Here is a 15045-nt window from a genome sequence, read left to right as displayed (position 1 = left end):
GGCGCCCTTCATATGAAGGGCGCCTTTTGGTTAATTCAGCTTGGATGTTATGTTGTGCTCTATCCAGCGATTGTCCCACCACTCAATGGGTTGGACAGGAATGCCTGCAACAGTAACTCCGTAGTGGAGGTGGTCGCCTCCAGCCAGGCCGGTTGTGCCAGTATGCCCAACGATATCTCCCTTGTTGACGGCGTCGCCGGTGTTGACGGTGATGCTGCTAAGGTGAGCGTAGAGCGATTGAAGGCCCAGGCCATGATCAATAACCACTACGTTGCCGTAGATGCCCAAGAAGTCCGCAAAAACGATGGTACCGTTATTGCCTGCCGGGACAGGGGCGTGTTTGATGCTTGCCAGATCCAGGCCGAGATGGGTTTGGAAGTCTACCTTCTTTCCCTTGTACATGTAGTCTCGAGAATCCGCATAGCGTGCTCTGTTCGCTGCGTTAGGAAGACGCTGGAAAGGTCCGCTCCACAGCATAGTGGGTGCAGTATTGCGGCTCAGCTCGACAAGCTTTGCACGGTTTTGCTTGCGAAGGGTATTGTTGATGTAAATGTACTTATCAATGGGCGATCCTTCCTGGGGAATGAGGCTATGGAATTCCGGCAATGTCTTATCAATGAAGGAGTCGGACAGCCGAATTTTATCGCGCCTGAAGTTGCGTGCGTTCGTGTGGTGATTGAAGGCCCGCTGTGCGGAGTTGCCTGCTTTATCGTTTGCGACGATGACCGGCTTGAACTCTGCTGGCGGGGTGTCCCAAGGCATGGCGAACATGCAATAGTAGAGGTTGTTACCATTCGTGGATGATTGTAGGTACGCAGGGAAGAAGCGTTCTCCAAGCTGGATGCCGGTGGTTTCTGCCACTTCGGAAAGCGAGTACACCATCAGCGCCGAACCACCCTGATTGAGGTTATTGGTGTGTGACTGCACATAAATCCGGGGTGGAGTGGCGTCGTATTCATACATCATGGTGGCGCTGGAAAGACCGGCTTCACCGAAGGGGTACAGGGAGGCATCCTGGGCCGAGACATGTAAGGTGAATTCCCCTTCGCTCACTTCACCTTTTGCCAGCACCACGACTTCATCCACTTCAGACACACCACCGGGGTAGTCCTTCTGGATAAGAGGGATGGTCTTGTCTCCCTGGCTCGCGACAATAGTTACCGACTTGAGGCCACTTCCCGTGTCTTTGACGGCAATATGGATTTCAGTCCCCTTGCCGACGTTGGCGGTGTCTGGGCTGATGGTGATGACTGGAGGGTTCGTATCTTTAAGTAACAGAAAGCCTCCAGCCCCTAGAGCCAGTAGAATGATGATAGCGCTTAGCACTGCCGGGAATGATGATTTTTTTTCCTTATTCATGAAGCTACTCTTTGTGTTTATTCATTATGAATGGATTGTCTAGACTATTTCTATACCCTTCCAGCACAGGAAACAAGGGAGTTTTACATGTTAGCTGAAAAGGTAAAAAGTAATGTAAAAAATACAAAAAAGCCGCACCTTTTGCAGGAACGGCTCGTGGATTTTCTATGATAATCTGCCTTATTCGTTCAATGCGTCCATCAGCTTGATGGTCAGTCGCAGGAAATCGGCTTCTGTCAGAATGCCGATGAGCTGGCTGTCTTCAACAACAGGCAGGCATCCGTATTTGTGATTGAGTAGAATCTGTGCTGCATCCTTGAGCGGTGCATCGCTGGCTATGGTGGCAATATCTGTCCGCATTATTTCCCGTATGGGGATGCCGGAGTCGATTTCCTTTTGTGTTTCAGGGTCGAGGTCCGCCAGTTGAGAAATGGTTGCCGAAAGAATGTCACGATGGGTGATTAAGCCGGTAAACACGTTGTCTACGGTCACGATCGGGATGTGTCGTATCCGTTGCAGATTCATGAGTGATCGCGCACTGTGCAAAGAGTCTGTCTCCTTGAGCGAGAAGACCGGGGAACTCATGAGGTCTTTTACTATCATAACTATATCCCTCCGATTAATATATCGTTTCATGGACCACTGAATGTGTCAAGAGGGTGAGGGAGAGTCGCTTGATATCTCTGCGAGAGTTGACTTTAGAGGCATAATCTGGTCAGCATCCCCGAGGAAAAAATCCATTGGTCAGTCGTCATTTTTTCAAGGAGTATTCATGGTTGATCCGGTTCGGTCGAGAGAGCGCATGGTGCGTGAGCAGATAGAGAAGCGTGGCATCTCCGACCCTGCTGTACTCCAAGCTATGAGGACGCTGCCTCGCCATCGCTTTGTTGAAGAAGCGTTGGCTTACAAGGCATATTCGGACTCTCCGTTGCCTATTGGCGAGGGCCAGACCATTTCACAGCCGTATATTGTGGCTCTCATGTCGGAGCGACTGCAGGTCGAGCCGGGGATGAAAACCCTGGAGATTGGCGCAGGCTCCGGATACCAGGCTGCGGTTCTCGATCACATGGGAGCGGACGTATATACTGTCGAGCGCATCAAGAAGTTGTTTTTTGCAGCCCGAAAGCGTTTTATGGATATGCGTATGTTTTCGGTCAAGATCAAGCTGGATGACGGAACCATGGGGTGGCCGGATGAAGCGCCGTTTGATCGTATCATCGTGACAGCTGGAGGCCCGGAAGTTCCTGAGCCTCTTGTTGCCCAATTGGCGGAAAACGGACGAATGCTCATCCCTGTAGGGAACTCCAAGCAGTCTCAAGAGTTAATCCAAATTGAAAAGGTCGATGGAAAGATCGTCCGGACCAATTTGGGAAGCGTCGCTTTTGTTGATTTGGTCGGAAAACATGGCTGGTAACGAAATGAATGAAAAATCGATGACTCTCAAAGAAGCGTTCATGGCCAGCCCCGGCCCTTGCGGTTGCAAAAGTACGTTTTTCCTTTTTCTGAAAGGTTTTTGCATGGGAGGAGCGGATATCATTCCTGGCGTATCCGGTGGTACTATCGCATTCATTACCGGAATATATACGCAACTTGTGGATGCCATCAGGTCCTTTGATATCAATTTTGCTCGTCGATTGTTCCAGTTGGATATTGCGGGTGCACTGGCCGGAGTTCATTTGCGATTCCTGGTCTGTCTGCTTTGTGGCATATTGCTAGCTGTTATGAGCATGGCCAGAGTCATGCATTACATGCTGGCCCAACACCCAATAGCAATCTGGTCCATGTTTTTCGGGCTGATCGCCGCATCGATCTTCGTCATAGGTCGAGGCATCAAACCCATGAGTGTATGCAATATTGGTTTTGTCGGCTTGGGGGCTCTTTGCAGTTTTTTGTTCGTCGGCATGATTCCGGTAAGCACTCCAGAAACCCTTCCATTTATCTTCTTCTGTGGTGCAATTGCCATCTGTGCGATGATTCTGCCGGGAGTAAGCGGGGCGTTTCTCCTTTTGATGCTGGGGAAGTACGAGTATGTGACCGGAGCATTGAAGAACCCCTTTATTGGTGAGAATCTCGTTATATTGAGTGTTTTTGCACTAGGGGCGGTTTCGGGGATAATTGTGTTTTCCCGGTTGCTGCATTATCTTTTACATCGATGGCATGTACCGACTGTCGCTGTCTTGACCGGGGTCATGATCGGAGCGCTCAGGAAGGTCTGGCCGTGGAAGGAAGTGCTCGAATCAACAGTCATTCGTGGCAAGATACATATACTCAGAGAGCAGAACGTCATGCCTGGATTGGATGAAGGCGTTTGGGTTGCTTTGGGGTTGGCACTGCTGGGAGCGGCCGTGGTTTTGTTGTTGGATCACTTCACCAGAAGAAAGGTGATTGTCTAATCGACGATCACCACAAGAATAAGTGAGAAGAGCATGAGTGGGTGCAGATCTGGCTCCTGCGGGGGCGCAAAGGGTGGCGGAAAAAGCGCCAAAATGATGATTCAGGATGAAATGATCAAATCCACATTGGAGAAGATCAAATACAAGCTGTTCATCATGAGCGGAAAAGGCGGTGTGGGGAAAAGCTCCGTTACCGTCAATGTTGCCGCAGCCCTTGCAGACAAGGGGTACAAGGTGGGCATTCTGGATGTCGATATCCATGGCCCCAGCGTGCCGACGCTGCTCGGACTTTCCGGTATGCTTGATGCCGACCGTGGCTCTCTGGTTGTACCCAAAAAATACAACGATAATCTTCGAGTCATCTCGATGGAATCACTGCTCAAGGACCCAGATCAGGCAGTCCTTTGGCGTGGGCCCATGAAAACTTCGGCAATCCGGCAGTTCATTTCTGATACACAATGGGGCGAGTTGGATTTTCTTGTTGTGGATTCCCCTCCGGGCACTGGAGATGAGTCCATGACTGTTTTAAAGACCATTCCTGAGGCTCTTGCTGTCGTTGTCACCACACCGCAGGAAGTGTCGTTGTCAGATGTGCGTAAATCCATTAATTTTCTTCAATACGCCAAGGCGAATATCCTTGGTGTGGTTGAAAACATGAGCGGCCTTATCTGTCCACATTGTCATGAATCCATCGACCTCTTCAAAAAGGGTGGTGGGCGTGAGTTGGCTGAACAGTACGGCCTGGAGTTTTTAGGCGCCATCCCGCTCGATCCGGCGACTGTGGTTGCTGGCGACTTGGGAACGCCTGTGGTACTTATGGAAAATGATTCATTCGCAAAGCAGGGATTCACTGAACTTGCGGAAAAAATAGTGGAAGCTGCTGAGAAAAGCTTTGAAGCAGCCTCCAGTACACATGCTTAGGTAGGACTCATGAACAAAGAAATATTCAATTTACCCAACTGTTTGACGATGACACGCATTCTTGCAGCTCCTATCGTTGTGTTTTTGCTGTATCTGGAGATGTGGTTCGAGTTTCGACTGGGAGCTTATGGAGCGTTCGCCGTATATGCTCTTGCATGCATCACTGATTATTTTGATGGTAAGATAGCCCGGAGTCAGAATACCATCACCAATTTGGGCAAGTTCCTTGATCCCCTGGCTGACAAATTATTGATCGGTTCCGCCTTTATCATGCTCGTACGACTGGGACCGGATTGGCGCGTACCTGCGTGGATTGTCATCATCATTATTTGCAGGGAGCTTGCAGTTACCGGAATGCGTGCAGTGGCAGCGGAGATGGGGGAAGTGGTTGCCGCCGACAAGCTTGGCAAAGCCAAGACCCTGGCGCAGAGCCTGGCTGGTGGTTTTCTGATTTTCCATTATCCGATCATGGGATTCGACCCGAGACCCGTGGGGCAGGTGCTTCTTTGGATTGCGCTTTTATTGACGGTCATTTCAGGTGGTAACTACCTGTATGACTTTTATAAAAAGTGGATTAGCTCTGCCGGGTAGTTCAAACTGAAGATACGTTGTAATCCCGCCGTCGGTTCGCGATGCGCGGGATTTTTTTCTTGGTCAACTTAGTCGGTGAATTGCTTGGTTTTCTTCCATTAGATAATAATGGTCTGGAAAAAGTTTAGACTGTAACAATTGGCTGTATGTCAAGCATAAGTAACTGGTTGGGTATATTGAGTAATTTCGATAGTGACAGAGGTTGGGTAACGTGGTAATGGTAGAGTGTAGTAAGCTAAGCAATTTAACGTATTGTGTGGTCAATATCGCACGAAATCGGGTGAAACCACGATAGTAGTATGACTGACTCCAATTCTGTGAGTTATCTCGTTCGAATAACCAACTGCCTCCAGACTATTCTGGAGCTGGAACCCCAGCTTGAGCGGTTGGAGCATGGCAACTCTCTTCTTGATGAGTTCGCCGTGCTCAAGTCGTTTTTGCAAAAAATTGATGAAGTCGATTTGAGTGAGGCTGATGTTCAGCGCATTGAATCGGCCACGGCTAATTTCCTGAAAGAACTGCAGGCGCCGCTGGCAAGAGCTGAATCGAGTAAGTCAAAAGGGCGCAGGTTGCAGTAGGCGTTATGCGAGGTCGAATTGTACTTATCGCTCTGTTGCTCATTATCAATATGTTTTTGTTGGTACGATTGATATGGAGTGATCAGGGCGTTTTCGCATATTTGGAATTGAAAGGCCGGTACGAGGTACTGCAGGCCCGTCTGAATGCAGTGGATGAAGAGAGTCTGGATTTGAGCCAGGAAATCAGAAGGCTCAAATCGGACAAGGCCTATCAGGAGAAAGTGGTTCGCGAGCGGATGAATTTCGTTAGACAAGACGAGATATTGTACATATTTCCTGACAATGCCGTAGAAAGCGGAGAGCGTGCTGATGAGCGAAAAAATTGAGTGGTACCAAGAAGTTCTTTCTCTGGAGCCAGGCTCCAGGGTCTTTTTTCCGTTGGCGAAGCTGTTTGTGGAAAACGGTATGCCCGAAGAGGCTGTCCACACATTGCGTAAGGGGTTGGACCGTCACCCCGATTATCTTGAAGCGCGTATGTTGCTCGTCGAGTTACTGACGGAGCTTGACAGGGAAGACGAGTTGCACGATCAGCTTGAGCGCGTAATCACTCCTTTGCAGGATTATCCTGCCTTCTGGCGTGGCTGGGCGCGAAGCCTGCCTGCCGATCAACGCGATCTTGCTGTTTTTCTCATGCTGGTCACCTCCAATCTTACTGGTGATACAATCAAGTGGACGGATGTCGTCTTTGAAGGTATCAGCACTCTGGCAAAACGGCTGGTTGGTGCTCCTTTGCCCCCGCCATCTGACAGGGTGACCTCTGTCTGCAAGCCGACCGTCGATACTTTGGCCGACGATGACTTTGTCGATACGGAGTACGAAGTTCCCAAGCTGGGAGGCGGTGCGTTTCGGACAAAGACCATGGCCGACCTTTTGGCTTCTCAGGGAGATGTCGACGGTGCGCTGGAAATTTATCGGGAATTATTACATTCATCGATGTCTGATGAAAGACGTGGTGAATTGAGCAAGCGCATCAGTGAACTGGAAGGAAAAGCTGATACGGGCTTGACGATTGACCGTGGTGAGGATGCGTTCAGCGTCCATTCCAAGAATCGTCTTATTAGTACCTTGGAAACTCTGGCTTCCCGATTCGAGGCCAGGGTTCAGAATTAACAAAGAGTTTCCGAACATCGGCCAGATGCTCGGGTCTTGTATAAAGTTGAGTAACATGAAGAAATGTATCGCGTTGATGCTGACAACGCTGTTTTTGGTTTCCGGTTGTAGTGCTTGGGATACAACGGCTGATTATGCTGTTAAATCCTGGAAAACGACCAAGGATTTTGTTGACCCGCCGCCGCAGATCGACACGGATAGCTACCAGTTTGAGAATCCGAATCAGGAAAAGCTGGCCAAGCTCTTTACCCCGGTCGATGGCCCTCTCACGACACTTGCCCGTTTCGTATACAATACGGACACCATGCCTGACCTGGATTGGCTTGATCTGTTGATGGCCCGGTTCCCGTGGGTGAACAGGGTGGTTGTGACGGATGATGCCGGAACCATCGTGTTCATGCAGCCTGAGTTGCCGGTTAAAAAGATCAGCAAGCCGTTGAAATTTGAAGGAGTCTGGCGAGACATTCGCCTGATGACTGTTGTTGACTATTCTGACCTTGGACCGGAACTGTATATTGGCCGTCCCTATTTCAGAGATGTGGATTTCAGAGGTATCATCGGCGTAGGTTTTGACCCTCGGTCTTTGCTGTCCTTGAGTCCTTCCCCTCAAGAGTTGGTAATTATCCATCCTGGCGCTGGCGTATGGTCGCGAGGTGCCGATGTTGATAAAAAAGGGCTTTTAGAGGTAGATTGGGACGAATTGCTGGAAGATGAAGTGCATGGTCAGGTACAGGTTGGAGAAAAATACTATACGTGGATCGTGCGGTATATCGGATCTGATGCCTATGTCTACGCGACTGAAAGCGTTGATCCCAAAGCCGAGTCCGGTTGGCTCTTCTAGTCTGCCTTATTTTATTTTAGTCAAAGGAATCAAGGATGTCACAGCAGGTTACAGTTACGGAACACATCCTCTTGCACCAGAAGCTGGTGCCGGGAGCAACGGGTCAGTTTACCCGTTTGTTCAATGAGCTGGTACTCTCGGCCAAAATAATATCTCGTGCGGTCAATAAGGCCGGCCTTGTTGATGTACTCGGGTTTACCGGTGATGTTAACGTGCAGGGTGAGGAAGTAAAGAAGCTGGACGAGTATGCCAATCGCATCTTGATCCACAGACTTGCGCGTTCAGGAGTGCTGTGCGCCATGGCTTCTGAAGAGAATGCCGATATTATAGAAGTTCCTGAGACTTTGCCCAGGGGTGAGTACATCATAATATTCGATCCTCTGGATGGCTCGTCCAACATTGACGTCAATGTCAATATCGGGACTATTTTTTCCATTTACAAGCGCAAATCCAGCCCCGATGCTGCCTTGATGTCTGGCGATGTCCTCCAGAAAGGTAGAGACCAGGTCGCTGCCGGGTATATTCTTTATGGTTCGTCTACAATGCTGGTTTTCACCTCCGGCGAAGGGGTACACGGGTTCACTCTCGACCCCAGTGTTGGCGAGTTCATTCTTTCGCATCCGAATATCCGTATTCCCGAACAGGGCAAAATCTACTCCGTCAACGAGGGGTACGAGCGGTATTGGGACCGTGATACGAAAAAGGCTCTGGCATACTTTAAATCACCCAAGAATGCGCTGCGAAAACCCTACAGTGGCCGATACATCGGATCGCTGGTTGCTGATTTTCATCGCAACCTCTTGTACGGTGGCATTTTCATGTATCCTGCTGATTTGCGTGATCCTAAAAAGCCCACGGGCAAGCTGCGCCTCACCTGTGAATGCAATCCCATGGCATACATCGTCGAGCAAGCCGGTGGGATGGCCACGGATGGCTTGACGCCCATTCTGGATATTGAGCCTGATCACCTGCATCAGCGAGTACCGTTTTATTGCGGTTCAATGAATGACGTTCAAGTCGTGCAGGACATCTTCGAATCCGAGGCTCGGAGAAAGAAGAAAAAGTAATGCTTACTCTCGGAATCGAGACTTCTTGTGACGAAACTGCCGTAGCGCTGGTTCGTGACGGGCGGTTGGTGGGTGAAAAGCTTTCCACCCAAATAGATTTGCATGCTTTGTTCGGTGGCGTGGTTCCTGAAATTGCCTCCCGTGAACATCTGCGTATGCTGCCGCGGCTCTTTAATGAGCTGATGGATGAATACGACGTCACACCTCAGATGATCGACAACATAGCTGTTGCCAGGGGACCAGGGTTGTTGGGAAGCCTATTGGTCGGTGTCAGCTTTGCAAAAGGCCTTGCACTTTCAACCGGTGCTTCCCTGGTCGGAGTCAACCATTTGTGGGCGCATTTGCTGGCTGCCGGACTGGAAAGCGAGCTGGTCTTCCCTGCACTTGGCTTACTTGTGTCAGGCGGCCATACGCATACATACCGTATCGATTCCCCAACCGAATTCCAGCTCATTGGTCGGACGTTGGATGACGCAGCCGGTGAAGCCTTCGATAAGGTAGCGAAAGTCCTGAATTTTCCATATCCTGGTGGTCGACATGTGGATAAGTTGGCACAGGAAACCGAACCTGATACCTCGCTCTTCCCGCGGGCATTTATCGACAATCCGAGTCTTGATTTCAGTTTCAGTGGCCTGAAGACGGCCGTTGCAAACTACGTGAATGCCCATCCTGAGTTGATCTTCAAGGAAATGGCAGACGAGGCTGCGCTCGATGCGTTGTCTGGTGAGCGGCGTGCACACTTGTGCCGTGTTTGTGCCTCATTCAACTGGAGCGTGGCAGATACCCTGCGGATCAAAGTTGAACGCGCCTTGAAAAAAAACAAGGGAATGAAAAGTTTGATCGTTGCCGGTGGCGTTGCTGCAAACTCCATGGTGCGCAGCACAATGCAGCGGGTGGCCGACGCCAAAAGGTTGCAGTTGACTTTGCCAAATCTCAACTTATGTACGGATAACGGGGCGATGATAGCATATGCCGGTTCACTTTTAGCCGGAGAAGGGCTGTATCATTCCCTTGATTTGGAAGCTGTACCCCGCGGACGTGTGGTCCCATTGGACTGGAAGGTTGGCAAAAGAGACTGAGACAGGTAGTATATCTCGACTATCCTTGACAGCAGGGTGCGGACAAACCTATTTTATAACAATTAGTGAGCATGTACCGACTTGTATGGGTCGGTTTTATTTAAGCGAATATGACGGCTGGGAGCCGAAAAAAGGAGAATCAAATGGCAAATCAGATTACGGACGGCAATTTTGAACAGGAAGTCATCCAGAGTGAAGTACCTGTCCTTATTGATTTCTGGGCTCCCTGGTGCGGCCCTTGTCGCGCAATGGGACCTGTCATTGATGAGCTGTCCGAAGAGTACGCCGGTCAAGTTAAGATCGTGAAGATGAACGTGGATGAAAACTCCGCAACTCCTGGCAAGTACGGCATTCGTGCGATTCCGACACTCATTCTGTTCAAGGATGGAGAAGTCGTTGACCAGTCCACCGGCGCTGTCTCCAAGAGCAGCATCAAGGAAATGATCACCAAGAAGGCTTTGTAAATAATGAAATCGTATGACGCTGTAGTCATTGGGGGCGGCCCGGCAGGAATGACGGCTGCCCTTTATCTTTTACGGGCTGGTGTGAAAACCGCCATGATCGAAAAGCTTGCTCCTGGTGGCCAGGTTCTCATGACGTCTGAGATTGAGAACTATCCGGGTTTTCCCGGTGGGTTGCAGGGCTGGGAACTCGCTGACAAGTTTGCGGCTCATTTGGACGAACATCCGCTTGAGCGGATCACCGACGAGGTGTCGTCCATTGAGCTTGGGACTTCCATCCACACGATTCATGTCGGTGGTGAAAAGGTTCAGGCGCGAGTGATTATCCTGGCAACAGGTTCACGGTATCGCAAGCTGGGAATTCCGGGAGAAGAACGTCTGCTTGGCAAGGGAGTGTCTTATTGCGCTCTCTGCGATGGCAACTTCTTCCGTGACCGTGACGTGGCAGTGATTGGCGGTGGTAACTCTGCGCTTGAAGAAGCGTTGTATCTCGCTCGTCTTGTCAACAAGGTTTACCTGATCCATCGTCGTGATGAGTTCCGGGGCTTGATTTGTTATCAGGACAAATGCTTCAACAACGAAAAAATCGAAGTTATTCGTAACACCGTTGTTGATGAAATTGTTGGTGTTAATGGAGTTGAATCCGTTTCACTTCGGGATGTTTCCACTGACGCCACTTCAGAGCTCAAGGTGGATGGTGCATTCATTTTTGTTGGTTTCGAGCCTATTCTGGATTTCGTTCCTGAAGTGGTCGAAAAGGATGCCAATGGTATCATTACCGATGTGGAAATGCGCACCAATGTTGCCGGCATTTTTGCGGCTGGAGACATCCGGTCCAAAATGTGTCGTCAGGTAGCCAGTGCTGTGGGCGATGGCGCCACTGCTGCAAACGCTGCTTTCACTTACCTTGAACAACTCGGAATTTAGGAGTCGACATGCGTTCCACGTTGGCTCTGGTCTCTGTCCTTGCCCTTTGGCTCCTGTCGGGCTGTGCCTTGATCGACAGCTACTTCTTGCCGCCGCCGGAAGACACGGCGCAGGAATTGTTTGAAGCTGGAATGGATGCCATGGGCGAGAAGGAGTACGGAGATGCGCAGGAGTACTTCACCAAGATCAAGGATCGGTTCCCTTTCAGCCCATTCGCTCTCAAGGCAGAGCTGGCTTTGGGGGATGCGTATTTTCTTGACGAAGACTACCTGCTGGCACTCGATGCGTATAAAGAGTTTGAGGCACTACATCCGACGAACGAGGATATCCCGTATATTCTTTATCAGATTGGTAACTCCAACTACATGCTTTTTGAGTCAATTGATCGTCGACTGGAGAACATCAAGGAAGGGCTTGAGTATTTCTACCGGCTGCAGGAGACTTATCCCGGTACAAAGTACGCTGATGCAGCTTCTGACCTGATAGTTAAAAGTCGACGAATTCTTGCAGAGCATGAAGTGTATGTAGCTGACTTCTTTTGGCGAACCGAGCAATACGGGCCGGCATGGCACCGGTATCAGTATGTTGTAGAGAACTTCTCCGATGTACCTGATCTGCGTGATTATGCGAGACAGCGAGCTGAATACTCCTATTTCGAGTATCAGAAAACGCTGTCGGAAGAAGAGAGGCTACGTATCCAGAACAGTTGGAAGCTGTGGCTTAAAAAATGGTTATAATTTAAAAAACGGGCGGTCTTCGGGCCGCCTTTTTGTCATCATGAAAAGAGTAACACATGTTTTCCCGGATTGGATTGCTGACCTTGTCCCCGCTGATGAGGTCTTTGCCCGTGCCTATGATCAAATTGCCGATCACAATAGGGCCTGGATGAAAACAGCCATTGCTCGACTCTATGACTGGTATGGCCCGAGGAAGGTGGAGAGTGGAGAGTTCCGTCAGCAATGGCGGGCGGATTTCACCACACGTACACGTTTTCAGACCGTTGATTTTGCAGTGGTACTCTTTGATGGCAGCCTTCTTTCTTCTTCTCGATTGTTGGCGGCGCTTGTTCCTGCTCTTGCCGGCGGTGTTAAGCACGTGCTCGCCGCCCGTGTTGGCAGTGACACGCCGTGGCCGAACTCCATTTTGACCGGGTTGGAGTTGGGCGGGCAGGAATTGGTAGCCAATGTGACAGACGTACAGGCTCGTCGCCTGTTTAATGAGTTAAGGGAAACCGGACTGACCGGAGCTGTAACGGTTCTGGGCCCTCGTGCTGCTGTTATTAAAACGACCGAGTTACAAGCTGCATCACGTATTTCCTTCTGGCGCCCCCGGTTCAGTCGAGCTGCCTCTGTCTGGATGGAGGGAGCAGACACCTTTGATCTCGAAGCATTAGCTTTCACTCACCCTGATATCGTTTTCAGCGTATTTGGCGTCGAAGTAGAGATGCCCGCAGATAATTTTTCCTATGAAGGCGATAGCTTCAGCGAATGTGTTGATGCTATTGTTGATGTGGCGTATCTTCCAGAGGAGCGTGCGAACAGCGCTCAGAGCAAGGCTCGGCTGGTTCTTGGGCCGGGACAGGAAGGTTGCTGGATTTGGCCTGATCTTCACCCTGAGCATTTTCAATTTCATTCTACTGTCTGGACCATCGGAGGTTGACGTGACCAAAACGAATGCCCCTTCTGCGAAGGCGCTCAGAAACCTTCGCAATATCGGTATTATTGCCCACATTGACGCTGGAAAGACCACACTGACTGAAAGAATTCTTTATTATTCAGGAAAAATCCATCGGCTCGGCGAGGTGCATGAAGGCACTGCCACAATGGATTACATGCCCGAAGAGCAGGATCGCGGCATTACTATCATGTCGGCTGTGACATCCTGTGAATGGTCGCCCTGTATGATCAACATTATTGATACCCCCGGGCATGTTGATTTCACCATCGAAGTGGAGCGCTCCTTGCGCGTGCTGGATGGAGCCGTGGGTGTTTTTTGTGGTGTGAGCGGAGTTGAGCCGCAGTCCGAAACCGTTTGGCGTCAGTCTGAATCATACCATGTTCCAAAGCTTGCCTTTGTCAACAAAATGGATCGGCTGGGAGCGGATTTTGAGAATGTTGTCGAATCAATTCGAGGCAAGCTCAAGGCCAATGCCATCCCTATTCAATATCCAGATGGACAGGGCGACGAGTTCAAAGGGGTTTTTGACCTTGTCGAGATGAAGTGCCTTGTTTTCGATCAAGATTCAGACGGTGAGCAGTTTGACGTTGTCGATCTGACAGAAGAGCAGAAAGGCATGTTGGAGCCCTGGCGGGAAAAGCTTATTGAAACGGCCTCGGACAATGATGAGGAAATTCTTGAGCTGTATCTCTCGGGCGAAGAGATTCCAGCTGACAAAATCCGTGCAGCTTTGCGCGAAGCCACACTTGCACAGAAAATCGTCCCGGTGCTGGTAGGGTCGGCGTTGAAGAATATTGGTGTTCAGCCAGTACTCGATGCCGTTTGTCATTACCTGCCAAGCCCTCTGGAAGTCCCACAGACCAAAGGGATTAATCCCAAGACCGGTGATACGGTTTCTTTTGGAGTCTCGCACAAAGAGCCTCTGTCCGCTTTGGTCTTCAAGGTCGCAATGGATTCCGGTCGCAAAATGGCGATGATGCGTATTTACTCCGGAAAGCTCGAGGCAGGGCAAGCGGTGTACAATATCACACAGGATAAGAAAGAGCGGGCTGCCCGACTTTTTCGACTGCATGCCGGACGCAGGGAGAAAATTGATACTGCCTATGCTGGGGACATGATTGGAGCGGCGGGTATGAAATTCGCCAGGACAGGGGATACCCTTTGCCTGGAAGATGCGCCTATTTTGCTGGAGCAAATCGCTGATTATAAGCCGGTAATCTCTTTGGCAATTGAGCCTCGCAACTCTGACGAGTCCGACAAGTTGGATGAGGTTCTCGAAAAGTACCTCATGGAAGATCCTACCCTGGAACTCAAGCACGATGAGAACACGGATCAGATTATTCTTTCCGGCATGGGCGAACTCCATTTGGACGTCATCCTCAAGCGTTTGAAAAGAGAGTACAAGCTGGAGCCACGGTCTGGTAATCCGCAGGTCGTTTATCAGGAAACCATCCGCTCCAAAGGCAAGGCTGAGGGAGAATTTGATCGTGAGTTGGGTGAAGAGGTCCATTACGGTAATGTGCAGTTGACCGTAGAACCCAAAGAACGAGATTCTGGCAGGAAAGTTTCTTTTGAAGTGGATTTGGAGGAGTGGCCTGCCCAGTGGTTGGAAGCGATTGAAGAAGGCATCAGTGATGGGCTTCAGAGCGGTGTCGTGCGCGGTTATCCTGTGCAGGATGTGCACGTTCGCGTTACCGGTTTGAAAAGGCGGGCCAATGATTCCACCGCTGTAGGATATCGCATGGCCTCGGCTATTGCGCTGAAGGAAGCTTTGAATGATGGTGATCCGAAACTCATGGAACCCATCATGTGGGTCGAAGTTTCGGTGCCGGAAGAATTCGTCGGTGATGTTGTCGGTTTACTGGGGAGCAAAGGGGCAAAGATTGAAAACATGATTGACCGTTCTGGTCAGAAAATTGTACAGGGATTTGCCCCGCTAGCCAGTCTTTTCGGCTTTACCACCGATCTACGATCCGCGACCCAGGGGCGTGCTGCATTCATTATGAAATTTAATAGGTTTGATGTTTTGGAGTAGTCGTTG

General features: G+C 50.1%; 17 protein-coding genes. 15 read left to right on the top strand and 2 right to left on the bottom strand.

Annotated elements, in window-relative coordinates; translation table 11 throughout:
- Positions 1 to 30: 30 nt before the first annotated feature.
- Positions 31 to 1359 carry a M23 family metallopeptidase gene (locus DPRO_RS04635; RefSeq protein WP_097011011.1) on the bottom strand — a complete coding sequence of 443 codons (1329 nt, stop codon included), beginning with the start codon at positions 1357 to 1359 and terminating at the stop codon, positions 31 to 33.
- Positions 1360 to 1539: 180 nt separating this feature from the next.
- Positions 1540 to 1962, bottom strand: coding sequence for a CBS domain-containing protein (locus DPRO_RS04630; protein ID WP_232005707.1), 423 nt, complete (start codon positions 1960 to 1962; stop codon positions 1540 to 1542).
- Between the two features lie 169 nt (positions 1963 to 2131).
- Between DPRO_RS04630 and DPRO_RS04625 the strand changes: the two genes are divergently transcribed.
- The 15 genes from DPRO_RS04625 to fusA all read left to right on the top strand — a co-directional run bounded on the left by DPRO_RS04625 (position 2132) and on the right by fusA (position 15039).
- Positions 2132 to 2773, top strand: a complete 642-nt coding sequence (locus tag DPRO_RS04625) for a protein-L-isoaspartate(D-aspartate) O-methyltransferase (protein WP_097011009.1) — start codon at positions 2132 to 2134, stop codon at positions 2771 to 2773.
- Positions 2763 to 3752, top strand: coding sequence for a DUF368 domain-containing protein (locus DPRO_RS04620; RefSeq protein WP_232005706.1), 990 nt, complete (start codon positions 2763 to 2765; stop codon positions 3750 to 3752). The genes DPRO_RS04625 and DPRO_RS04620 overlap by 11 nt, the downstream gene beginning before the upstream one ends.
- Positions 3753 to 3785: 33 nt before the next feature.
- Positions 3786 to 4673: an Mrp/NBP35 family ATP-binding protein gene (locus DPRO_RS04615; protein WP_097011008.1), complete on the top strand. Its 888-nt coding sequence runs from the start codon at positions 3786 to 3788 to the stop codon at positions 4671 to 4673.
- Between the two features lie 9 nt (positions 4674 to 4682).
- Positions 4683 to 5264, top strand: coding sequence for a CDP-diacylglycerol--glycerol-3-phosphate 3-phosphatidyltransferase (gene pgsA / locus DPRO_RS04610; protein WP_097011007.1), 582 nt, complete (start codon positions 4683 to 4685; stop codon positions 5262 to 5264).
- A gap of 299 nt (positions 5265 to 5563) precedes the next feature.
- A complete protein-coding gene (locus DPRO_RS04605; RefSeq protein WP_097011006.1) occupies positions 5564 to 5842 on the top strand; it encodes a hypothetical protein in 279 nt (92 codons plus the stop codon).
- Between the two features lie 5 nt (positions 5843 to 5847).
- A complete protein-coding gene (locus tag DPRO_RS04600; protein WP_097011005.1) occupies positions 5848 to 6168 on the top strand; it encodes an FtsB family cell division protein in 321 nt (106 codons plus the stop codon).
- Complete coding sequence (locus tag DPRO_RS04595) at positions 6152 to 6952, top strand: tetratricopeptide repeat protein (protein ID WP_097011004.1); 801 nt, start codon at positions 6152 to 6154, stop codon at positions 6950 to 6952. Before DPRO_RS04600 ends, DPRO_RS04595 begins: the two co-directional genes overlap by 17 nt.
- A 55-nt stretch (positions 6953 to 7007) precedes the next feature.
- Positions 7008 to 7793 (top strand): hypothetical protein, encoded by a 786-nt coding sequence (locus DPRO_RS04590; RefSeq protein ID WP_097011003.1) that lies wholly within the window; start codon positions 7008 to 7010, stop codon positions 7791 to 7793.
- A gap of 35 nt (positions 7794 to 7828) precedes the next feature.
- Positions 7829 to 8860 (top strand): class 1 fructose-bisphosphatase, encoded by a 1032-nt coding sequence (gene fbp / locus DPRO_RS04585; protein WP_097011002.1) that lies wholly within the window; start codon positions 7829 to 7831, stop codon positions 8858 to 8860.
- On the top strand, positions 8860 to 9939 hold the full coding sequence (gene tsaD / locus DPRO_RS04580) for a tRNA (adenosine(37)-N6)-threonylcarbamoyltransferase complex transferase subunit TsaD (protein WP_097011001.1): 1080 nt from the start codon (positions 8860 to 8862) through the stop codon (positions 9937 to 9939). The genes fbp and tsaD overlap by 1 nt, the downstream gene beginning before the upstream one ends.
- A gap of 143 nt (positions 9940 to 10082) precedes the next feature.
- On the top strand, positions 10083 to 10403 hold the full coding sequence (trxA, locus tag DPRO_RS04575; RefSeq protein ID WP_097011000.1) for a thioredoxin: 321 nt from the start codon (positions 10083 to 10085) through the stop codon (positions 10401 to 10403).
- Between the two features lie 3 nt (positions 10404 to 10406).
- Complete coding sequence (trxB, locus tag DPRO_RS04570; RefSeq protein ID WP_097010999.1) at positions 10407 to 11327, top strand: thioredoxin-disulfide reductase; 921 nt, start codon at positions 10407 to 10409, stop codon at positions 11325 to 11327.
- Between the two features lie 8 nt (positions 11328 to 11335).
- Positions 11336 to 12064: an outer membrane protein assembly factor BamD gene (locus tag DPRO_RS04565; RefSeq protein WP_097010998.1), complete on the top strand. Its 729-nt coding sequence runs from the start codon at positions 11336 to 11338 to the stop codon at positions 12062 to 12064.
- A gap of 40 nt (positions 12065 to 12104) precedes the next feature.
- Entirely contained in the window at positions 12105 to 12986 is an 882-nt protein-coding gene (locus DPRO_RS04560) for a hypothetical protein (RefSeq protein WP_097010997.1), read from the top strand.
- 1 nt (position 12987) lies between these two features.
- Complete coding sequence (gene fusA, locus DPRO_RS04555) at positions 12988 to 15039, top strand: elongation factor G (protein WP_097010996.1); 2052 nt, start codon at positions 12988 to 12990, stop codon at positions 15037 to 15039.
- The last annotated feature ends 6 nt before the right edge of the window (positions 15040 to 15045 follow it).

It is taken from the genome of Pseudodesulfovibrio profundus (assembly GCF_900217235.1).
Classification (GTDB): Bacteria; Desulfobacterota; Desulfovibrionia; order Desulfovibrionales; family Desulfovibrionaceae; genus Pseudodesulfovibrio; species Pseudodesulfovibrio profundus.
This window is presented reverse-complemented; position numbering and strand designations above follow the sequence as displayed.